A 21269-nucleotide genomic window follows, 5' to 3' on the forward strand; every position below is an offset into this window, starting at 1 on the left:
TCCCAAACAATTCCAGCAAAAGCGCTGAAGCGGTTTTGCGCCCGCAATCGTGTGAAAACAAGACGCTCGAGTGTTTTCGTGCTTCGAAGAAGCGCGGAAACCTCCAGCCGCCTGTAGCGCATGCCCCACGCTCGGAAGGACGACTGCTCCGTCCTGCCCGTTGCGGCAGTGTTTTCAGGTCCTGTCCGGCGGCGGTTCCCCGACCGTGGCCGGCAAGGCGCCTAGTGGCAGACCTTCACCTTCTTGATGACGAGGTTGCCGTAGTAGTCGTATTTCTTGATCTTCTTCCAGAAACACTTGGGCTTGTGCCCGTAGTAGTGCGTGGCAAGCTCGACGGCGCTTGCCGGCCGGATCGTCGCGGGGTCCGGCGTCATGCCGGCGAGCGACGGTGCGGCGGAAGCACCAAGGGACATGGCGGTAATGGCGATGGAAACAAGGATCTTGCGCATGGACGGCTCCCCTCTGGCCCTTTGGAGAATACGGTCTTGCAATGCGATATGCCGGTTATTCCGACTTTTCTAAAGTAGCATCTTTCCCGTCCTGCGGGAACAGGCGCGGCGGGCCAAGACAGGGTGATTCAGGCGTCGTCGTTCGGAATGTTCAGCACATGGCCGCAGGCCTTGCAGTGCACGGCATCGGTCTCGTGGCGCGAGAGGCCGCATTGCGGGCAAGGGAAGTTCACCTTGTAGGGCCGCACGATCGCCTGCGCGAGGCGGACGAAGAGCGAGATGCCGATGATCATCGTGACGATGGACGTGAGCTTTCCCAGCGTGCCGGGCAGGGTGATGTCGCCGAAGCCGGTGGTCGTGACGGTCGCGACGGAGAAATAGAGCGCGTCGACGAAGCCTTCGAAACCCTCGGCGCCGTAGAAGAAGTTGCTGTAGACGAAGCCGGTGACGAGGAAGAGGAAGACGAGGAAATTCACGCAGGCCTGGATGACCTCCTCCTTCTCGCCTTGCCCGATGCGGTGCAGCAGCAATGTCACCAGCTTGCTCTGGCTGATCGCCCAGATGCGCAGGACACGCAGGAAGGCGAAATTGTGCAGCTGATTGGGAAAGAGCAGTGTGCCGAGCACGACGATATCCACCCAGGTCATCGGCCGCGTTGCCCAGTAGCGCAGGTTCGGCGCGATCAGCGCCCGTGCGGCAAGCTCGAAGGCGATGATGGCGGCGATGACGTAATCGACGATGATGTAGGCCGGCCCGGTGCGCAGATACGGGCCGGCGATGAAGAAACCGAGGATCACGATGTCGACGAAGAGCATGGTGACCTGGAAACGGATCGCCTCCCGGTCGCGGCCGAAATAGAGCCCGCGCAACTGCCGCCGCACCCGTTCGAGAAAGGGCGGCGGTTCGGTCGCGATCAGAGGTTCGTCAGCCATGCCGAAAGACTAGCGTCCGCCAAAGACCGGTCAAGCGTTCCGTCAGAACCGTGCCTTCATCGTCGCGAGGAAGGTGCGGCCGGGTCCGGGCAGGCGATCTGCCATCTCGATGTCGTTGTCGAAGATGTTCAGCACGCTGAGGCCGGCCTCCAGGTGCCCGCTCTCCGATTTCCAGGTCAGTGCGACATCCGTCGTCCAGTAGCTGTCGAGCGTGCGGCCACCTGGTGCGCCGTCCTCCTCGTAATATTGCGAGCCGAGCCGCGGACCGACGAAGCTCTGGGCGAGCGTTGCCGTCCAGCGCGCGGGGTGCACATAGGTCAGGCCTGCCTGCGCCACATAGTCGGGCACCAGCGGCACGTCGAAGGAGGGGTCCCAGCCGGTCGTGGTGTCCTTGCTGGTGTTCCAGGTGAAGGAGCCGAAGGCGCCGAGACCGTCGGCGACCCAGTAGTTGGCGCTGATCTGCAGGCGGTCGATCTTGCCCGTGTCCGTCAGGAAGCTCGCCATGAAGTCTTCCGGTGTCAGCGTCAGGCCGTTGAAGCGCAGGTGCTGGTACTCGACCGCGGTGAAGAAGCGCTCGTTCCACTCGGCATCCCAGCGCACCGCTGTCGTCCGCGTCTGCCCGCCCCGGAAAAGCGGCAGCTCCATCGGGGCAAGCCCGACCGTCGTGACGGGCGAAAGCGTATAGTTGCTGGCGAATTGCGTATCCTGCCGATAGTAGGCGCGCAGCCAATGGTTGTCGTTCGGCGCGAAGGCGATGCCGAGCCGGTAGTCGACCGGTCCCCAGCGCGGGCTGTCGCCGTCGAAGCGGGATTGGAACGCGCCTGCCTGGATCTGCAGGCTATCAGAAAGTTCCAGATAGCCGTCGATATAGGCCTGTGTCGTCGAACTGCCGCCGTTGGCGACGCCGAGGTCCTCGATCTCGCCGGTCGTCAGGTTGGTCGAGGTCGCGGAAATCCGGAAATCGCTTTCTGCCGCTTCTATCCCGTAGCGCAGTGTCAGCGGCCCGATGCCCAGAAGATGACCGACGCCATAGGTGAAGATGTCCTCCCGCGACCTTTCATTGATGCGATAGACGACGGGTGGGACAACGCTGTTGTCGGTGGAGCGGGATCGGGTCAGGTCGTCCACCCGGCGGTTGACTGCGAAGGCTTGCACCACGTTGCGCTCGCCGATGACATGGCTCCACGCGACGCCAAGCTCGGTAGCATCCGTCACGCTGTCGTTGAAAGGGGCAGGATTGGAGGTCTGGCCGGGATAACCGACCTCCTGCCGGATCCTGTTGCCGAAGAGGTAGACGCTGTCGGTCAGCGTCGGCTTGATGCCGATGCGGAAAAGCCCGCCCAGAAGGTCGTTCTCGTCGTTCTCCCGGGCGCTCTCCGGTCGGAAGAGGCTACCCTGCAGATAGTAGCTGACCGGCATGGGCGTATAGCTCGTGCCCTGGAGGAGGATGTCGCTCGCCCAGCCGGTATCGGCGCCGTAGCCTGTGAGTGTTCCGCCCAGCGAGGCCTCGAAGAAGTTGCGGGTCTCGAGGCTGTTGCGCTTTTCCTCCGAAGCGATGGACAGGGGGGCGAAGAGCCGGGCCTGAAGTTCCGATGCGATGGAGGACCCGCCGGAGGCGGAACGGTCGAGGCCGGAAAGCGGCGTATTGACGAAGGGGCTGCCGCCACCCGCTGTCCCCTCGTCAATATAGGTCGTGGAGACGAAGGGGTCGTAGGACCGGTCGGCATAGAACTGGCCCCATTCGGTGAGGCCGATATTGTCGAGCGCCACGCCGAGATAGGAGGAGACCTGCCGGTTGGTGTCGTAGCCGGAGTAGTAGCCGCCGCGTGCCTGGCGGCGGCGCAACGCCTCACGGGCGTCGAGGATGGCGTCGTCGGCGCGGAACTCATCGATCGCGATGCCGGCGCGGATCAGCGCGATGCTCGGATTGTCCTTGTCGAAACGGTCGGCATTGTCGAGCGCCTGGGCGGTCTCGGCATCGGCGCCGCTCTGGTAGTTGGCGATGGCAAGGCCGATCAGCGCGTCGCCGGCCGTCGGATTGACGGCCGCGGCTTCCTGCAAGACCTTCTCGCCTTCCGCGGTCTCGCCCATGCGCAGCAGATAGCGACCCTTGGCGGCAAGCACGGCGTAGGAGGTGGGGTCGAGTGCTTCGGCGGCGTCGATCGCCGCCTTTGCCGCTGCCATCTGGTCGTTGTCCATCAGGAAACGGGCGTGGTTGGCATGCAGCGCAGCGTTTTCCGGGTTGAGGGCGATGGCGCGCCGATGGGCGGCATTGGCTTCGACGATGGCGTTGCGGTCGCTCTTGAGGATGCCGATCTCGTTCCACACCGCATCGTCGCCGGGGGCGGCCTTCACCGCCCGGTCGAGATCGGCAAGGGCACCGTCGACGTCGCTCGACACGGTGGCACGGAACCGAGCGCTGACAAGCAGGTGGGCAGGATCGTCCGGATCGATCGATCCGGCGCGGTCGAGCGCTGCGCGCACCTCGTCGCGATCGTCGAGTTCATAGGCAAGGCTGGCGCGCATGGCGGGCAGGGTCGCATCCTTCGGGAAACGCTGCTCGGCCTTGCGCAGGAACGCGATCGCCTCGACCTCGCCCTGCAGGTTGGCGATGACGGTGGCCTGGGCAAGGGCCTCGCCGGCCGATTTCGGCGTGCGGTTCAGCACGGGAGGGCGTGCGCTGGTGTCCGGATCCTCCAGCGAGAGGGCGATCCACGCGCCGTACTGCGCCATGGCGCGCCGTTCGCCAGCAAGATGCGGCATCGCCTTGCGGAAAAGCCGGATCGCTGCGTCATAGCGCGTGGCCTGGCCGGCGATCATCGCCTCGACCAGGTTGGCGCGGGCTTCCAGCGCGGCGGGAAGCGGGCGCGGCAGGCGCGCAAGGGCGGCTTCGGCTGCGGCCCTGCCGTCATAGGCGAGCGCCGTCTCGGCAAGCTTCAGCCAGTCCTCGCGGCTGCGGCCGGCTTCCGGCGTATCGAGGATGCGTCGCCGCTCGGCGCGGGCTTCGGTGCTTTGCGCACCGCTGATCGGCAGGCTCGAGAAGGTGCCGCGTACCTCGCTGTAGAGCAGGACCTGCTCGCGCTCCTTGAGATTGACGAGGATGTACTTGCGCGGTGCCTCGCCGATCCGCGCCACGGCGCCTTCACCCTGGCCGACCGTCACCGTGCCCTGCGCATTGGATAGCTCCACCGTGCCTTCGAGCACGGTCAGCGTCGTGCGGTCGCCCTCGGCACGCAGCGTCCAGTCCGTGCCGCGAATGGCCGCCGCCGCCGCGGGCGTGTCGACGGTGAGCCCGCTGCCGCCGCGGTCCGCCCGGCCCCAGATCGTGCCGCCTTCGAGATTGAGCAAACTGTCCGAGGCGCCGTCGATCTTGCGCACGCGCAAAACCGTCTCGCGCGCCATGCGCACCAGCGTGTTGTCGGCAAAGCGGATGGCAAGGCTGCCGATGGCATTGGTGCGAAGCGTATCGCCGGCAAGGAGGTCCTGGTTGACCTCGACGCCGCGCCAGTTGTCCACCGCAACGAAACGCACCTCCTCACCGGATTTGCGATCCACGACGGCGCCATCGACGGTTGCGCCGCGCGGCAGAATTTCGGCCGACGCCGGAAAAAAGCCCGCAACGATCGCGAGGGCCGAAACGCCCAGCTTCAACACACGCATGTTTCTTATTCGTCCACCCTCGAAGGCGACGATATGGATGCAATTTTTCGGTGTTGTCAACGCGCGGAGAGCAACCCGTCAGGTAAGCGTCCAGGCGATATAGATGAGTGTTGCAGCAATTATCCAGAGTGCCAGCCGGCCGGAGCGACTGTGGCGCGCCTCGGAGCGGCCGATCGCTTCGGCGGTCTCTGCATCGAAACGCAGGCCTTTTTCGGCCATGCTCGTGATATCCTGCGAAAGCTTTTCCGCCTTGGCCGCGATTTCCGGGGCCGCCTCGGCCAGCCGCAGGGCGGCATGGGCGCCGTCGCGCAGGTCCGTCAAAAGCCGCTTCGGCCCCAGATTGTCCCGGATCCAGTCCCCGACAACGCCCTCGGAGGCCTTCCACATGTTGAAGCGGGGGTTCAGCGTGCGCGAGACGCCTTCCACCACCACCATGGTCTTCTGCAGCATGACGAGTTCGGTGCGGGTCTCCATGTCGAAGAGTTCCGTCACCTCGAAAAGCAGGGTCAGGAGTTTTGCCATGGAGATGGTCTCGGCCGGTTGGCCGTGGATCGGCTCGCCGATGGCACGGATCGCCTGGGCAAAGCTGGCAGTATCATGATGCGAGGGCACGTAGCCCGCCTCGAAATGCACGTCGGCGACGCGCTGGTAGTCGCGCGTGATGAAGCCGTAGAGGATTTCGGCAAGGAAGCGGCGCTCCTTCTTGCCGAGCCGGCCGACGATGCCCATGTCGACGGCGACGATCACGCCTTCGGGATCGACGAAGAGATTGCCCTGGTGCATGTCGGCATGGAAAAAGCCGTCGCGCAGCGTGTGGCGCAGGAAGGACTGGATCAGCGTGTCGGCCAGCTTGTCGAGGTCATGGCCGGCGTTACGCAGCCCCTCGACATCGGACATCTTGATACCGTCGATCCACTCCATGGTGACGACGTCGCGCCCGGTGCGCTCCCAATCGACCTTGGGCACCCGGAAACCGGGGTCGTCCGTGGTGTTCTCGCCGAGTTCCGAAAGCGCGGCCGCTTCGAGGCGAAGATCCATCTCGACCTTCGTCGTCTGCTCCAATGTGCGCGTCACCTCGACCGGCTTCAGCCGGCGCGTGTTGGGCAGGATGCGTTCCTGGAGGTGCGCGGCCGCATACATCGCCTCGAGATCGCGGGCGAAACGCTGGCGCACGCCGGGGCGGATGACCTTGACGGCGACCTTGCGTTCGCCGGTCGCGTCGCGCACCGTCGCGGGATGGACCTGCGCGATGGAGGCAGCGGCGATCGGGTCGCCGAAATTCACATAGAGATCGTCGAGCGGCCGGCCGAGCGAGCCTTCGACAGTGGCAACGGCCGCTTCGCGCGGAAAAGTCGCCATGCGGTCCTGCAGGGCGGAGAGATCGACCGCGATCTCGGCGCCGACAACGTCGGGCCGGGTCGCCAGGAACTGGCCCATCTTCACATAGGAGGGGCCGAGACGCTCGATGGCGCGGGCGAGGCGGTCGCTGCGGTCCTCCTTCGAAGCCCGACGGCGTTCGAAGAGGCCGGCAAGCGTATGCGCGGTGCGGGCGAGCGGCGGCATGCCCTCGGTCGGCAGCGCCGAGACGACGCCCTCGCGCACGAGAACCCAGCCCACGCGGGCGAGCCGAAGATAGGCACCGAAAATACTCATGCGGAACGGTGCCGCTTGCAGGAGGACGGGGCCATGCTCAGAGCTTCCAGCCCGAATGCAGCGCCGCAATGCCGCCGGTATAGTTGGTGAAGGTGACACGGGAGAAGCCGGCGGTGCGGATCATCGCGGCAAAATCCTGCTGGTTCGGGAACTTGCGGATCGATTCCACGAGATACTGATAAGGCTCGGCATCCCCGGTGATCATCTTGCCGAACTGCGGGATCGCCTTGAACGACCAGGTCTCGTAGAACGTGTCGAGCAGCGGCATCTCCACTTCGGAGAATTCGAGCACGAGCAGGCGCCCGCCCCGTTTCAGGACGCGGTAGGCCTCCGACAGCGCCACATCGATGCGCGGCACGTTGCGGATACCGAAGGCGATCGTATAGGCATCGAAACTGCCGGTCTCGAATGGAAGCTCCTCCGCATTGGCCTCGACGAAATCGAGATTGGCGGAAAGGCCCTTCTTCGCCGCCCGGTCGGCGCCGACCGACAGCATCGAGCCGTTGATGTCGAGCACGGTGGCATGGGCCAGCTTGTCGGAAGCCTCCACGATGCGGAAGGCGATGTCGCCCGTGCCGCCGGCGACGTCCAGAACTCTGTAGGACGGATCCTTGCGCGGATTGAGGCTCGCGATCATCGCGTCCTTCCAGGCCCGGTGCAGGCCGGCGGACATGACGTCGTTCATGATGTCGTAGCGCTTGGCCACCTTGTGGAACACGTCGTTGACGAGCGCCTGCTTCTCGCCCTGCGGCACCTCGCGAAACCCGTAGGAGGTTTCCATGCCGCCGTCCGCGGATGTGCGCTGTTCCGTCATCGTCGTCTCCATGGGCCGGTCTGTCGCAGCCGGATTGCCGCAAAGACCATAGCGAATTGGCCGGGGCCGCGCTATCTCACGCACAGCACCCGTCGCTTCGCCGGGTATATAGGACATAGATTGCCGAGAGGGAAATGCCGCGCCGCGGCAAATGCGCTCAAGGTTAAATCGAAGGAGAACGTAATGCCGGAATTGCCGGAAGTGGAAACGGTGCGCCGCGGCCTTGCCCCGGTCATGGAGGGAGCGACGATCCGCCGGGCGGAGCTGCGCCGCCCAGACCTGCGCTTCCCCTTCCCGCCGGCCTTTTCCGAGGCGGTGTCCGGCCGCCGTGTCGTCTCGCTCGGCCGCCGCGCCAAGTATCTGCTCATCGATATCGACGGCGGAGACGTGGTGATCGCCCATCTTGGTATGTCCGGCTCCTTCCGGGTGGAGGGTGCCGAGCCACCCGGCGATTTCCACATTCCCCGCAGCAAGGACACGCGCCATGATCATGTCGTGTTTCATCTGGAGACGCCGGAAGGCGAGCGCCGCGTCATCTATAACGATCCCCGCCGTTTCGGCTTTATGGACCTTGCTCGGCGGGAAGATATCGCCGCCCACGCCTTCTTCCGCGATCTCGGCGCCGAGCCGACCGGCAATACATTGGATGCCGACTACATCGCCGCCAAGTTCCGCGGCCGCCAGACGCCGCTGAAGGCTGCTCTGCTCGATCAGAAGAATATTGCCGGCCTCGGCAACATCTATGTCTGCGAAGCCCTCTGGCGCGCGCATCTTTCGCCGGAAAGGCTGGCGGGCACGCTGGTAACGGCTGCGGGCAAGCCGAAGAAGGAACTCGTCTACCTGACCGAGGCGATCCGTCAGGTGATCGCCGATGCCATCGAGGCGGGTGGTTCGACCCTGCGCGACCATATCCGCGCCGACGGCTCGCTCGGCTATTTCCAGCATTCCTTTTCCGTCTATGACCGCGAGAAGGAGCCTTGCCGCACGCCGGGCTGCGCAGGCACGATTGGCCGCATCGTGCAGAGCGGCCGATCGACATTCCATTGCGCCGCCTGCCAGAAATAGAACAGAGGAGAGAACCATGACCTATGAAACCCTGCTGGTGGAGGCGCGCGGGCGCGTCGGTCTCGTCACGCTCAACCGGCCGCAGGCGCTGAACGCGCTGAACCGCAAGCTGCTCGACGAGCTGAAGGGCGTGCTTGCCGCCTTCGAGGCGGATGCCGGCATCGGCGCCATCGTCATCACCGGTTCGGAAAAGGCCTTTGCCGCCGGCGCCGACATCAAGGAGATGCAGCCCTATGGCTTCGCCGACGCCATGATGGAGGATCTTGCTGCCGGTTGGGACGATGTGGCGGCCTGCCGCAAGCCGATGATCGCCGCCGTCAGCGGCTTTGCGCTCGGCGGCGGCTGCGAGGTCGCCATGATGTGCGATTTCATCATCGCTTCGGAGACGGCGAAGTTCGGCCAGCCGGAAATCACGCTCGGCGTCATTCCCGGCATGGGCGGTACGCAGCGCCTGACACGCGCCATCGGCAAGGCCAAGGCGATGGACCTCATCCTTACCGGCCGCCTCATGGATGCGGCCGAAGCCGAACGCGCCGGCCTTGTCGCTCGTGTGGTGGCACCGGAAAAGCTGCTGGAAGAGGCGCTGGCCGCGGCGGAGAAGATCGCCGGCTACTCCCTGCCGGCCACCATGCTGGCGAAAGAGGCGGTGGGCCGCGCCTACGAGACCGTGCTGGCCGAGGGCATGCGCGCGGAGCGCCGCCTGTTCCACGCGCTGTTCGCCACGGAAGACCAGAAGGAGGGCATGGCGGCCTTCATCGAGAAGCGCAAGCCGGCCTTCCGGCATCGCTGAGACCGCGGTTGGCGTTTCTTGCAGAATCCGCGTTGACGTCGCCGTGGTTTCCCGCTATACGCCGCCCACAGTTTGGAAAGCCGAATTCCAAGGTTTTCCGATATTGCTCCCGAATTGCTTTGATGACAGGTCGCAGTGACCCGGCACGGCGAGGGTGGAGTTTGTGTCAGATTTCTGAAGAGAGGCATAAATGGCCAATACAACCTCGGCAAAGAAGGCGACCCGCAAGATCGCCGCGCGCACCGCAGTCAACAAGTCGCGCCGCTCGCGCGTCCGTAACTTCATCCGCAAGGTCGAAGAGGCCATCGCCTCCGGCGATCAGGCTTCCGCCGCTGCCGCTCTGAAGGCTGCCCAGCCGGAACTGATGCGCGCCGCCACGAAGGGTGTGCTCCATTCCAATACAGCATCCCGCAAGGTGTCGCGTCTGGCGAACCGCGTGAAGACGATGTCGGCCTGATAGTTCCATCGAGCTATGCAATATTAGAAAAAGCCCGGCGCTTGCGCCGGGCTTTTTCTTTGGTTTTTTGACCCGGCCATGGTGAATGTGCAAGGCTTGATCGTGTCAAAAGAGTGACGAAGAAAATCCTTTAAATTCAGTTACTTGCAGGAGGTTGGGTGGGGTTCTTCCGCCTTTCGTTGCGGGAGTTTGACAGCAATTTGAGTCAAGCGAATTTTTATTTTTTTCGTTTTTTGGGGGTTCCGAAAAGGACCCGAAAACAAAGCCATTGATTCCTAACAGATTCTCCTTTGGCCCCCCGATTCCGAGTCAGGAACGCGCTTGCGAGTCAACGGCTGCCCCTTAATTTTGCGTAAAATTCGTGATTGATCTTGGTGCCTGATCCTGCCTAAATGCTTTCCACAGGGGGCGCGGACACAGCCTTAAAATGATCGCTGACAAGACTGTCTCATGAAGACAGCGGTGATTGTTTGTCCCCTGTGACGGAGCGGCTCCGCTTCGTAAAATCATCCAATCGGCAACACTTGCCCCAGGTGCCTCACCGCACACTGGCGAGGGTTTTTGTGACTATTGGTTGCGCCGGTTGCAAGGGTCGTGAGGACGATCCGGATGGTGAGGGCATGCCCGCCGTACGCTCGACGAGGGAGTGAGCGGCGCGGCCACAGACGGGGCTTGATGATCCGGCATGACAACGGATCCGACGGACCCGAATTGTGTTTGGGAAACAGGTTCGTGCCGAATGTAGGGGGTCGGCATGATCGGGGCACCAGCTCCCGGACCGGGCGATGGCTCGGCACGGCCGGGGGGTGGCAAACATGAAAGGCGCCGGCAGGAATGCCGACGTGGCGAAGGACGCATGAAAGGCGGCAAGATGCAGATGAATACGGCCAGAACGGCTGGTGCATTCGCGAATGGGGAAAATGCACTGAAGGCGCTCCCGCAAGAAGGGGTGCAGGCGGCGGGGGTTCCATCCGATATGAAGCAGGACGCGATTTTCGAACGGGTCAGCGCGCGATTGAAGGCGCAGGTTGGTCCGGACGTCTTTGCGAGCTGGTTCGGGCGGTTGAAGGTCCACTCCGTTTCCAAGAGCGTCGTGCGCCTGTCGGTGCCGACGACGTTCCTCAAATCTTGGATCAACAATCGTTATCTCGATCTCATCACCAGTCTGTTCCAGCAGGAAGATGCCGAGATCCTCAAGGTCGAAATCCTGGTGCGCACTGCAACCCGCGGCGCCCGCACCGGACTTGCCGAGGATACGGCAGTCACCGAACCCGTCGCGCCCCAGGCGCAGCCGCGCCGCCCGGCAAGCGGCCCGCAGCCCGTCGCCAGCGCTGCGGTCTCTGTTGCCGCGGCCGCCCAGCCGCGCGCGCAGCAGTCCAGCCCGCTCTTCGGCTCGCCGCTCGACCAGCGTTATACGTTTGATGTCTTCGTCGAGGGCACTTCGAACCGCGTTGCCCTTGCCGCTGCCCGCACGATTGCGGAAGCAGGTGCCGGTGCCGTGCGCTTCAACCCGCTCTTCGTCCATTCCAGCGTCGGCCTCGGCAAGACGCATCTCCTGCAGGCGATCGCGCTCGGCGCCCTGTCGAGCGCCCGCAATCCGCGCGTCGTCTATCTGACGGCCGAATACTTCATGTGGCGCTTCGCAACCGCGATCCGCGACAATGATGCGCTTTCCCTGAAGGAGACGCTGCGCAATATCGATCTCCTGATCATCGACGACATGCAGTTCCTGCAGGGCAATTCGATCCAGAACGAGTTCTGCCACCTGCTCAACATGCTGCTGGATTCCGCCAAGCAGGTCGTGGTCGCTGCCGACCGCGCGCCGTGGGAGCTGGAATCGCTCGATCCGCGGGTTCGTTCCCGTCTCCAGGGCGGCGTCGCCATCGAAATGGAAGCGCCGGACTACGAAATGCGCCTCGAAATCCTCAAGCGCCGCCTCGCCGCCGCGCAGCAGGAAGATGGCTCGCTCGACATTCCGGTCGAGATCCTGAGCCACGTCGCGCGCAACATCACGGCAAGCGGCCGGGAACTGGAAGGCGCCTTCAACCAGCTGCTCTTCCGCCGTTCCTTCGAGCCGAACCTTACGATCGAGCGCGTCGACGAGCTGCTCGGCCATCTCGTCGCTGCCGGCGAGCCGCGCCGGGTGCGTATCGAGGACATCCAGCGCGTCGTGGCGAAACACTACAACGTCTCGCGCCAGGAACTGGTCTCGAACCGCCGCACGCGCGTCATCGTCAAGCCGCGGCAGATCGCCATGTATCTGTCGAAGACGCTGACGCCGCGCTCCTTCCCGGAGATCGGCCGTCGCTTCGGCGGACGCGACCACACGACCGTGCTGCACGCCGTGCGCAAGATCGAGGAGCTGATTTCGGGGGACACGAAGCTCAGCCACGAGATCGAACTCCTCAAGCGGCTGATCAACGAGTAGACCTGCTCCGCTTCGCCGTGCCAATGCCGTGCTTGCCGCTGGGTTGGCACGGCATTCTGCCTTTGAGGGGCCCGGCATGAGATTGCTTGTCACCTACATGGAACAGCGCGTTGCGCCGGCGGGCCAGCCCCTGCTGGCGCCCGTCGCGGGCCTGGAGCTTCGGCGGGAACGCATGTCCGTGCCGGATTACCTCGCCCTGTACCGGACAATCGGCACGCCGCTCGGTTGGGACTCCCGCCTGAACATGACCCGGGAGGACCTGGCGCTCTTCCTGTCTGCCGCCTCGACGGAAACCTTTGTCCTGCGGGAGGAGGGGCGGCCGATCGGTCTTTGTGAATTCGATGCCGTGGCCGCGCCCGATATCGAGCTCACCCATTTCGGTCTTGTTCCGGCGGCCTATGGCCGGCGCCTCGGCCCCTTCCTGCTGGACACTGCCCTGCGTGCCGTGTGGGCGCGCACGACGCGGCGGGTTTGGCTCCATACGGACACGAATGATCACCCGAAGGCGCAGGCGACCTACGTCCGGGCGGGTTTTGAGGCCTACAGGCAGCAAATGGAAGATTTCGACGACTGAACGGCCTTGTCTCAGTTTCCCTGCACCGCCCGGGCCTCCTCCGTCAGCCATTGCCGCAGCGCTGCGACAGCCGGCCGGTCCAGCGCGCCGGGCGGATAGACGATGTAGTAGGCAAGGCCCGTCGTCACGCCGCGTGAAAAGGGGGCGATGAGCCGGCGCTCCTGGACTTCGCGCGCCACCAGCGACAGCCGAGCCAGTGCCACGCCGTCGCCGGCCTTGGCGGCTTCGATTGCGCCATTGCTGTCGGTGAAGACCGGGCCGCGCTGCACGTCTATGCCGGCAACGCCCATTGCCTCCAGCCAGAGCCGCCAGTCCTGCCGGTGCACGTCATGTATCAGTACGTGGCCGGAGAGGTCCGCCGGCGTATCCAGCGGGGTCTTGTCCTTCAGAGCCGGCGCGATGACGGGCATCAGGTCGTCGTCGAGCAACCTTTCGCTGACAAGGCCTTCGTAGCGGCCGAAGCCGTGGCGGATCGCGATATCGACGCCGTCGCGGGCAAAATCGACGAGACGGTTCGAGGCGCTGATGCGGATGTCCGCGCCAGGCAGGCGTTCCTCGAATTTCGGCAGGCGCGGCACGAGCCACTGGGCGGCGAAGGTCGGCGTGCAGCTGATCGACAGCGTTGCCGGGGATCGTGCCCGGACCAGCAATTCGTCGGTCGCCTCGCGCATCATGCGGAAGGCCGAGCGCATCGCCTTGAAATATCCTTCGCCCTCCTCCGTCAGCCGGATTTGCCGCGGCCGCCGCTCGAAGAGTTGCACGCCAAGCGATTGCTCCAGCTCGCGGATCTGCAGGCTCACGGCACCGGGCGTGACATTGAGCTCGCCGGCGGCGAGCGTGACGCTCAGATGCCGTGCCGCCGCTTCGAAGGCGCGCAGGCCGGAGAGGGAGGGAAGGCGGCCGCTCATGATTTAGTTTTCCTCGCTGAAAAGCCGAAATATGATCGTTTGTACGGCACGGAAATCCGCGGAATTATAACGTGAAAACCGGATTTTGACATCCGGGCATCACGTTCGATTTAGAAAATTTCGCAAGGATGTTCCGATGGCCAATCGTAATATGACCGCAGGCGAATGGGGCCTGCTCGTCGCGCTCTCGCTTCTCTGGGGCGGCTCGTTCCTCTTCAACGGCATTCTCGTGCGCGAGCTGCCGACGCTCACCATCGTCACTGCCCGCGTCGGCCTTGCCGCCCTCGCGCTCTGGATGGTCGTGCGCCTCGCCGGCTATGCCATTCCGCGCAGCAGGGAGGTGTGGCTCGCCTTCCTCGGCATGGGCGTGCTCAACAATATCATTCCGTTTTCGCTGATCGTCTGGGGCCAGACGCATATTGCGAGTGGCCTTGCCTCCATCCTCAACGCCACCACACCGCTCTTTGCCGTTACCGCCGCCCATCTCCTGACGACGGACGAGAAGATGACGGGCGGGCGCCTCGTCGGTGTCATTGTCGGCTTTCTCGGCGTGGCGCTGATGATCGGCCCCTCGGTGCTCTCCGACCTCGGGGCCAATCTCCTGGCGCAGCTGGCCGTGCTCGGCGGCGCCGTCTCCTATTCGATTGCCGGTATCTTCGGTCGCCGCTTCCGCCGCATGGGCCTGCCGCCGCTGCTGCCGGCCGCAGGGCAGGTGACGGCTTCCGCCGTGCTGATGCTGCCGGTTGCGCTGATCGTCGACAAGCCATGGACGCTCGCCATGCCCTCGGCGGAGACCTGGATGGCCTTGTTCGGCCTTGCCTTCCTTGCCACCGCGCTCGCCTACGTCATCTTCTTCCGCATTCTCGCCACGGCAGGTGCGACGAACCTGATGCTCGTGACCTTCCTCATCCCCGTCAGCGCCATCCTGCTCGGCGCGCTGGTGCTCGGCGAGGTGCTGGCGCCGAAGCATTTTGCCGGCATGGCGCTGATCGCCGTCGGCCTTGCGGCCATCGACGGGCGTCTCCTGCGCATGATCACGGAAAAGCGCCGGCCGATCGGCTCTGACGCTTAGCGCATGGTTTTGCGGGGAGTACGAGTTCGGCGGACATGTGCCGAACCGGGCCTCCGGAACAATGTTGGAAAGACACTCCAGGAAGGCCGTTCCAGTGAGGGAGTTTCATTGGAACGGCCGAAGGGTCAGCAGGCGAGATCCGCCACGACGGCGTCGAGGATCAGCATGCCGGCCGGCGTGCAGCGTAGCCGCGAATTGCCAAGCCGCTCGATGAAACCGTGTTCGATGAGGAACTGTTCGCGATCCGGATCCGGATCGCGACCGGACAGCGCCTGCCAGCGGACGAGGTCGATGCCTTCCTTCAGGCGAAGCCCCATCAGCAAAAGTTCGTCCGCCTGTGCCTCGCGCTCCAAAAGCTCCTGATCGACCATGCCGTGGCCCTCCGCCTCGACAAGCTCCAGCCAGCCCTCCGGCCGCCGCTCCGTCGCGGTGGCGATTTTTGCGCCGCCTGTCGTAAGGCGACCATGTGCCCCGGGGCCGATGCCCACATAGTCTCCATAGCGCCAGTAGGTGAGGTTGTGGCGGCTTTCCGAACCGGGACGGGCATGGTTGGAGACCTCGTAGGCCGGCATGCCCTCGCGCTCGGTGATCTCCTGCGTCGCCTCGTAGAGCACGGCGGACTGCTCGCCGTCGGGGACGACCAGCTTGCCGGCCTTGTGCAGGCCATAGAAGGGTGTGCCTTCCTCGATGGTGAGCTGGTAGAGCGAGAGATGATCGACGGCGTAGGAGACGGCCTCCTTCAGCTCCCGGTCCCAGTCCTCGACGCTCTGGTTGGGGCGGGCGTAGATGAGGTCGAAGGACATGCGCGGAAAGATGTCGCGTGCCAGCCGGATCGCCTTCAGCGCATCGGCAACGTCATGCAGCCGGCCGAGAAACTTCAGGTCCCGGTCGTTCAGCGCCTGAACGCCGAGCGAGACGCGGTTGACGCCGGCCGCGCGGTAGCCGCGGAACCGATCGGCTTCGACGCTGGAGGGGTTTGCCTCCATGGTGATCTCAATGCCATCAGGCACATGCCAGTGGCGGGCGATGCCGTTGAGGATCGCATCCACCGTCTCCGGTGCCATCAGCGAGGGCGTGCCGCCGCCCATGAAGATGCTGGTGACGCTGCGCGAGCCGGTGAGGCGGCGCATCGTCGCCATCTCCTTCAGGAAGGCCTGCACGAAGCGCGGCTGATCGACCGGCTGGTGGCGTACATGGCTGTTAAAGTCGCAATAGGGGCATTTGGCGGCACAGAACGGCCAGTGCACATAAATGCCGAAGCCGGGGTCGGAAAGGTCCGCTCCCATGCTCGGCCGGATATCGAAGGGCACCGCCGTCATCGCGCCTCAAGCCTTCAGGCAGGTTTCGACGAAACGCTTGAAGGCACGGGCGCGGTGCGACAGTGCGGCCGCATCCCCCGGCTTCCAGCCGTGCTTTTCTTCTGCGCTCATCTCGCCGAAGGTCGTCTCATAGCCGTCCGGCCGGAAGACCGGATCGTAGCCGAAGCCTTGCGTTCCGCGTGGCGGCCAGACGACGTGGCCTTCCACTTCGCCGCGAAAGAGTTCGGTATGGCCATCGGGCCAGGCAAGGCACAGCACGGAAACGAAGCGCGCCGTGCGGCCCCTGGTTTCGGTGATGCCCTTGTCGGCAAGCGCCTTCTCCACCTTCTCCATAGCCATGGCGAAGTCGCGCGTGCCGTCTTCCTTTTCCGCCCAGTTTGCCGTGTAGACGCCCGGCGCGCCGTCGAGTGCGTCGATGACGAGACCGGAATCGTCCGACAGGGCGGGAAGGCCCGAGGCCTTTGCCGAGGCAAGCGCCTTGATCGTCGCGTTCTCCTCGAAGGTCGTGCCGGTTTCGTCCGGCTCCTCGAATTTCAGTTCGGCGGCGGATTTGGCAGAAAAGCCGAACGGGCCGATCAGGTCTTCGATCTCGCGGATCTTTCCGGCATTGTGGCTGGCGACGACGATCGTCTTGGTGTCGAGCTTGCGCATGAAAATCCTCAAGCGATGTTCCAGAGGCCCGGTTCGGCACATTCGAGGCTGTTGCCGGCAGGGTCGCGGAAATAGATGGAGCGGGCGCCGTTCGGCCAGCAGAAGTCCGCTTCGATGGCGATGCCGGCTTCTTCGAGCTTTTTTACCCAGAAATCAAGCGCCGGGCCGGGCACGCGGAAACAGGCATGGCCCGGGCCCTTCGCGCCATGCACCGGCACCGGAAAGGCGTGGGGCGGCGGCGGATGCACGGTTTCGGCAGGATTGAAGATCAGGAGCACACCGGCGCCGCAGCGGAAGAAGACGTGGCGGTTCGCCTGCCGCGTGATCGTTTCCAATCCCAGGATGCCGGCATAGAAGGCTTCCGCCGCGTCGAGGTCGTCCGCGTAGAGCGCGGTTTCGAGAATGCCTTCGATCGCGGCGGTCATGACGAAACCTGTCTCAGGCGACAGCCTGCTTCTGCAGGGTGACGAGATCGGCGATGCCGGCGCGGGCAAGCGCCATCAGGCTGGAGAACTCCTCTTCCGTGAACGGCTTGCCCTCGGCGGTGCCCTGGATTTCGACGATACCGCCCGAACCAGTCATGACGAAATTGGCGTCGGTCTCCGCGGCGGAATCCTCGAGATAGTCGAGGTCGATGACCGACTGGGCGGCGAAGATGCCACAGGAGATCGCGGCGACATGGTCCTTCAGGACCTTCTCCACCTTGATCATGTTGCGGGCTTCCATCCACTTCAGGCAGTCGTGAAGGGCGATCCAGGCGCCGGTAATGGACGCCGTACGCGTGCCGCCGTCAGCCTGGATGACGTCGCAGTCGACGGTGATCTGGCGCTCGCCGAGCGCTTCGAGATCGACGACGGCGCGCAGCGAGCGGCCGATGAGGCGCTGGATTTCCTGCGTGCGGCCGCCCTGTTTGCCGGCAGCGGCTTCACGCCTCATGCGGTCGCCGGTGGCGCGGGGCAGCATGCCGTATTCGGCGGTGACCCAGCCCTTGCCGCTGTTGCGCAGCCATGGCGGCGTCTTGTCTTCAAGGCTGGCCGTGACGAGCACATGCGTGTCGCCGAACTTGACGAGACAGGAGCCTTCGGCATGTTTGGAAATATTGCGCTCGAAGGAAACCTTGCGCATCTGGTCGGTTTTTCTGCCGGACGGCCGCATTGCGAACTCCTGTCTGAATTATCTGGGAAGCTGCTTTAGACCAGATCGCCGGGCGAGGGAATGGCAGCGCGGCGCAAGGCTTGTGTTTTGGCGCCTTGCGGCGGAAAATCGCGGCGGGAAAATCCGTTTTGCGCTCTCTTGCGAAATCACTATATTCCTGTCGGATAACAGGGTTTGCAGCGGAAAGATGGTTTTGAAGAAATCTCCGGGTCCTGACAGTCAGGCAGCGCTCGACGAGCGTTCGGGCGAAATCTTCCGCCGTATCGTCGAAAGCTATCTGGAAAGCGGCGAGCCTCTCGGCTCGCGCAACCTGTCGCGCATTCTGCCCATGTCGCTCTCGCCGGCCTCCGTGCGCAATGTGATGAGCGATCTTGAGGAACTCGGCCTTATCTATTCGCCCCATATCAGCGCCGGACGTCTTCCGACGCAGCTTGGCCTGCGCTTCTTCGTCGATGCCTTCATGCAGGTGGGCAACATTTCGTCGGAGGACCGCGCCTCGATCGAGCGTCATGTGCGCCCGCACGGCCAGAAGCACACGGCCGTCGAGACCATGATGAACGAGGCGAGCCAGGCGCTGTCGGGCATGTCGCGCGGGGCCGGCCTCGTCATCACCACAAAGAACGACGCCATCCTGAAACATGTCGAGTTCATCCGGCTGGAGCCGACCAAGGCGCTCGTCGTGCTGGTGGGCGATCACGACCTGGTGGAGAACCGCATCATCGAGCTTCCGGCGGGCGTCACGAGTTCGCAGCTCACCGAGGCCGCCAATTTTCTCAACGCCCACCTTGCCGGCAACACGCTGCTGGAGGCGCGCGCCCAGCTGGAGCGGTTGCGCGGAGAAATCAGCGGCGAGCTGGACAAGCTGTCGCAGGACCTCGTCGAGCGCGGGCTGATGGTCTGGTCCGGTGGTTTCGATGAGGGCAAGCCGACGCGGCTCATCGTGCGCGGCCGGGCGAACCTCCTGGAGGGGCTCGCCGGCGCCGAGGATATCGATCGCCTGCGCATGCTCTTCGACGACCTCGAGCGCAAGGACAGCCTGATCGAGCTCCTGAACCTGGCCGAGACGGGGCCGGGCGTGCGTATCTTCATCGGCTCGGAAAACAAGCTCTTCTCGTTGTCCGGTTCCTCGCTGATCGTCGCCCCCTATCGCGACGGTGACGACAAGATTGTCGGCGCCGTCGGCGTTATCGGGCCGACGCGGCTCAACTATTCCCGGATCGTGCCCATGGTGGACTACACCGCCCAGCTGATCTCGCGGCTTTCACGCTGACGGCCTGCAAACCGGGCATCAGCCCTTGATTTTTCGGGATCAAAGCTCGATATCGGGCCCAAACCCTTACAAGATGGAATTCGGAGTACGTCATGACCGACGAGAACAAGAACCATGGACCTGACGAAGCGGTAGAGAACATTCTTGCTGCCGACACGTTTGCGCCGGAAGAGGCGGGCGATCCGGCAGAGCCGGATCCGGTCGATGCGCTGCGCGCGGAAAATGCCGATCTCAGGGACAAGTACCTGCGTCTCGCCGCCGAGATGGATAACCTGCGTCGCCGCACCGAACGCGACGTGAAGGATGCCAAGTCCTACTCCGTCGCCGGCTTTGCCCGCGACATGCTGGCCGTGTCGGACAATCTGCGCCGCGCGCTGGACGCCATTCCGGCCGATGCCCAGACCACGGAAGATGCCGGTCTGAAGGCACTGGCCGAGGGCGTGGAGATGACCGAGCGTTCCATGCTCGCCGCCCTCGAACGCCACGGTGTGCGCAAGCTCGACCCGATCGGCGAGAAGTTCGACCCGAACTTCCATCAGGCCATGTTCGAAGTGCCGAACACTGATGTCGCCAACAACACGGTCGTGCAGGTCGTGCAGGACGGTTACGTCATCGGCGAACGCGTGCTGCGCCCGGCCATGGTCGGCGTTTCCAAGGGCGGCCCGAAGGCGCCTGCCGGTGATGCAAGCACCGCACAGGCCTGATCAGGACCGACAGGACAAAGAAAAACCGGCGGTCGCAAAACCGCCGGTTTTTTCGTGCCCATTCTAGAAAATGTCAGGCCGCGTTCGATGCCTGCTCCTCGCTGAGGCAGGCATAGATGGCGCTCTCGCTGTCGGAGGCGCGCAATTTGGCAACCATGGCCGGATCGCGCAGCACGCGGGCGATGCGCGAGAGGGCCTTGAGGTGATCCGCGCCGGCACCTTCCGGGGCCAGAAGCAGGAAGACGAGGTCGACCGGCTGGTCGTCCAATGCCTCGAAGTCGACGGGGGTTTCGAGCCTCGCGAAGAGGCCGGTGATCTGCGAAAGCTCCTTCAGCTTGCCGTGCGGTATGGCGATGCCATTGCCCACGCCGGTCGAACCGAGCCGCTCGCGCTGAAGGATGACGTCAAAAATCTCGCGTTCCGGAAGCCCGGTGATCTTTGCCGCTTTTGTCGCCAGTTCCTGAAGCAGCTGCTTCTTGGAGTTGGCCTTCATCGCCGGAATAATCGCACTCTGCTGCAGCAAACCTGCCAATGCCATGCTTTTGTCCTCGTGCGCTGGGTGAAGGTTTGAAGAGGCGTGGCGCCCGTCCCGGCGCCACGCTCCCGTCACTCAGCCTTTGATATTGGCTGGGTCGATCCAGCCAATATTGCCGTCGTTGCGTCGGTAGACGATATTGAGCTGCTCCGAGCCTGCGCTGCGGAAAAGAAGAACCGGATCGTCCGTCAAGTCGAGCGCCATGACGGCGCTGGCGACGGACATGGTCCGCAGTTTCTTCGTGCTTTCCGCAACGATGGTCGGCGCGTAGTCCTCGGGAAGCTCGTCGTCTTCCTCGGGGACCGAATCCATCACCGTGTATGCCACTTCTGCAAAGGCATCGTGACCATTGCCGTTGTGGTGATCCTTGAGCTTGCGCTTGTACCGACGCAGGCGCTTCTCGATCCGTTCCGAGGCCGATTGGAAGGCCGCCAGGGGATCGTTCGCTTCGCCGTTTGCCTGCAAGGCCATGCCGGTATCGAGGTGTACCTTGCAATCGGCACTGTACCGCGACCCCGCTTTTTCCACGGTAACCTGGCTCGAATATCCTCCGTCGAAATATTTGGTTACGGCCTCTCCGACCTGCTCTTCAATCCGCTGACGGAAAGTTTCGCCGATTTCCATATGTTTACCGGATACACGCACACTCATGGAGGTTTCCTCTCTTTCGTGATTTGCGTGCAACAGTCTATTCCAACCTTATCCACGTTCCAAGCGTTTCACGCATGCGCTGTTTTTTGCATCGCACACTCCAGAAAAGCGGGGATATATCTGGAATTCCGGTCTGCCTTCCCTTCGGAAGTGGGGCGCGCATTAGCCCGTCCCGTTAACGA

General features: G+C 63.9%; 20 protein-coding genes. 8 read left to right on the top strand and 12 right to left on the bottom strand.

Annotated elements, in window-relative coordinates:
* Positions 1-221 precede the first annotated feature (221 nt).
* The 5 genes from P9A16_RS12505 to ubiE all read right to left on the bottom strand — a co-directional run bounded on the left by P9A16_RS12505 (position 222) and on the right by ubiE (position 7508).
* Positions 222-449 (bottom strand): hypothetical protein, encoded by a 228-nt coding sequence (locus tag P9A16_RS12505; RefSeq protein ID WP_023516244.1) that lies wholly within the window; start codon positions 447-449, stop codon positions 222-224.
* Positions 450-577: 128 nt separating this feature from the next.
* Positions 578-1381, bottom strand: a complete 804-nt coding sequence (locus tag P9A16_RS12510) for a potassium channel family protein (protein WP_024270232.1) — start codon at positions 1379-1381, stop codon at positions 578-580.
* Positions 1382-1423: 42 nt separating this feature from the next.
* Positions 1424-5041: a FecR domain-containing protein gene (locus tag P9A16_RS12515; RefSeq protein ID WP_278025721.1), complete on the bottom strand. Its 3618-nt coding sequence runs from the start codon at positions 5039-5041 to the stop codon at positions 1424-1426.
* A gap of 78 nt (positions 5042-5119) precedes the next feature.
* Positions 5120-6694, bottom strand: a complete 1575-nt coding sequence (gene ubiB / locus P9A16_RS12520; RefSeq protein ID WP_023514014.1) for a 2-polyprenylphenol 6-hydroxylase — start codon at positions 6692-6694, stop codon at positions 5120-5122.
* 37 nt (positions 6695-6731) lie between these two features.
* Positions 6732-7508 carry a bifunctional demethylmenaquinone methyltransferase/2-methoxy-6-polyprenyl-1,4-benzoquinol methylase UbiE gene (ubiE, locus tag P9A16_RS12525; RefSeq protein ID WP_023514013.1) on the bottom strand — a complete coding sequence of 259 codons (777 nt, stop codon included), beginning with the start codon at positions 7506-7508 and terminating at the stop codon, positions 6732-6734.
* A gap of 183 nt (positions 7509-7691) precedes the next feature.
* Here ubiE and mutM point away from each other — a divergent pair, with 183 nt between their 5' ends.
* The 5 genes from mutM to P9A16_RS12550 all read left to right on the top strand — a co-directional run bounded on the left by mutM (position 7692) and on the right by P9A16_RS12550 (position 12822).
* On the top strand, positions 7692-8573 hold the full coding sequence (gene mutM, locus P9A16_RS12530) for a bifunctional DNA-formamidopyrimidine glycosylase/DNA-(apurinic or apyrimidinic site) lyase (protein ID WP_023514012.1): 882 nt from the start codon (positions 7692-7694) through the stop codon (positions 8571-8573).
* A 16-nt stretch (positions 8574-8589) separates the two neighbouring features.
* The gene (locus tag P9A16_RS12535) at positions 8590-9363 is read left to right on the top strand and encodes an enoyl-CoA hydratase (RefSeq protein WP_023514011.1); all 774 of its coding nucleotides are present in this window, start codon (positions 8590-8592) and stop codon (positions 9361-9363) included.
* Positions 9364-9553: 190 nt separating this feature from the next.
* Complete coding sequence (gene rpsT, locus P9A16_RS12540; protein ID WP_023514010.1) at positions 9554-9820, top strand: 30S ribosomal protein S20; 267 nt, start codon at positions 9554-9556, stop codon at positions 9818-9820.
* A gap of 976 nt (positions 9821-10796) precedes the next feature.
* On the top strand, positions 10797-12248 hold the full coding sequence (dnaA, locus tag P9A16_RS12545) for a chromosomal replication initiator protein DnaA (protein ID WP_037405983.1): 1452 nt from the start codon (positions 10797-10799) through the stop codon (positions 12246-12248).
* Between the two features lie 76 nt (positions 12249-12324).
* On the top strand, positions 12325-12822 hold the full coding sequence (locus tag P9A16_RS12550; RefSeq protein ID WP_023512381.1) for a GNAT family N-acetyltransferase: 498 nt from the start codon (positions 12325-12327) through the stop codon (positions 12820-12822).
* Positions 12823-12833: 11 nt separating this feature from the next.
* Here the strand turns inward: P9A16_RS12550 and gcvA are convergent, their stop codons facing one another.
* Positions 12834-13730 carry a transcriptional regulator GcvA gene (gene gcvA / locus P9A16_RS12555; RefSeq protein ID WP_023512382.1) on the bottom strand — a complete coding sequence of 299 codons (897 nt, stop codon included), beginning with the start codon at positions 13728-13730 and terminating at the stop codon, positions 12834-12836.
* A gap of 136 nt (positions 13731-13866) precedes the next feature.
* Between gcvA and P9A16_RS12560 the strand changes: the two genes are divergently transcribed.
* A complete protein-coding gene (locus P9A16_RS12560) occupies positions 13867-14802 on the top strand; it encodes a DMT family transporter (protein WP_023512383.1) in 936 nt (311 codons plus the stop codon).
* A 125-nt stretch (positions 14803-14927) separates the two neighbouring features.
* Here P9A16_RS12560 and hemW read toward each other — a convergent pair whose 3' ends face one another.
* Genes hemW through rph form a run of 4 tightly spaced genes read right to left on the bottom strand, consistent with a single transcriptional unit; the run spans position 14928 to position 17927 of the window.
* Positions 14928-16121 carry a radical SAM family heme chaperone HemW gene (hemW, locus tag P9A16_RS12565; RefSeq protein ID WP_023512384.1) on the bottom strand — a complete coding sequence of 398 codons (1194 nt, stop codon included), beginning with the start codon at positions 16119-16121 and terminating at the stop codon, positions 14928-14930.
* 6 nt (positions 16122-16127) lie between these two features.
* The gene (gene rdgB / locus P9A16_RS12570; RefSeq protein ID WP_023512385.1) at positions 16128-16772 is read right to left on the bottom strand and encodes an RdgB/HAM1 family non-canonical purine NTP pyrophosphatase; all 645 of its coding nucleotides are present in this window, start codon (positions 16770-16772) and stop codon (positions 16128-16130) included.
* An 8-nt stretch (positions 16773-16780) separates the two neighbouring features.
* Positions 16781-17197 (bottom strand): VOC family protein, encoded by a 417-nt coding sequence (locus P9A16_RS12575; RefSeq protein ID WP_023512386.1) that lies wholly within the window; start codon positions 17195-17197, stop codon positions 16781-16783.
* Between the two features lie 13 nt (positions 17198-17210).
* Positions 17211-17927: a ribonuclease PH gene (gene rph / locus P9A16_RS12580; RefSeq protein ID WP_023512387.1), complete on the bottom strand. Its 717-nt coding sequence runs from the start codon at positions 17925-17927 to the stop codon at positions 17211-17213.
* Between the two features lie 193 nt (positions 17928-18120).
* Between rph and hrcA the strand changes: the two genes are divergently transcribed.
* A complete protein-coding gene (hrcA, locus tag P9A16_RS12585) occupies positions 18121-19197 on the top strand; it encodes a heat-inducible transcriptional repressor HrcA (protein WP_245290111.1) in 1077 nt (358 codons plus the stop codon).
* 92 nt (positions 19198-19289) lie between these two features.
* Positions 19290-19901 carry a nucleotide exchange factor GrpE gene (gene grpE, locus P9A16_RS12590; protein WP_023516845.1) on the top strand — a complete coding sequence of 204 codons (612 nt, stop codon included), beginning with the start codon at positions 19290-19292 and terminating at the stop codon, positions 19899-19901.
* A 73-nt stretch (positions 19902-19974) separates the two neighbouring features.
* Here grpE and ptsN read toward each other — a convergent pair whose 3' ends face one another.
* Together ptsN and hpf are read right to left on the bottom strand one after the other, a co-directional pair.
* Positions 19975-20439, bottom strand: a complete 465-nt coding sequence (gene ptsN / locus P9A16_RS12595; RefSeq protein ID WP_023516844.1) for a PTS IIA-like nitrogen regulatory protein PtsN — start codon at positions 20437-20439, stop codon at positions 19975-19977.
* A 72-nt stretch (positions 20440-20511) separates the two neighbouring features.
* A complete protein-coding gene (gene hpf / locus P9A16_RS12600) occupies positions 20512-21087 on the bottom strand; it encodes a ribosome hibernation-promoting factor, HPF/YfiA family (RefSeq protein WP_024270231.1) in 576 nt (191 codons plus the stop codon).
* Positions 21088-21269: the final 182 nt, after the last annotated feature.

The sequence above is a fragment of the Shinella sp. 838 genome, assembly GCF_029623935.1.
Lineage (GTDB): Bacteria > Pseudomonadota > Alphaproteobacteria > Rhizobiales > Rhizobiaceae > Shinella.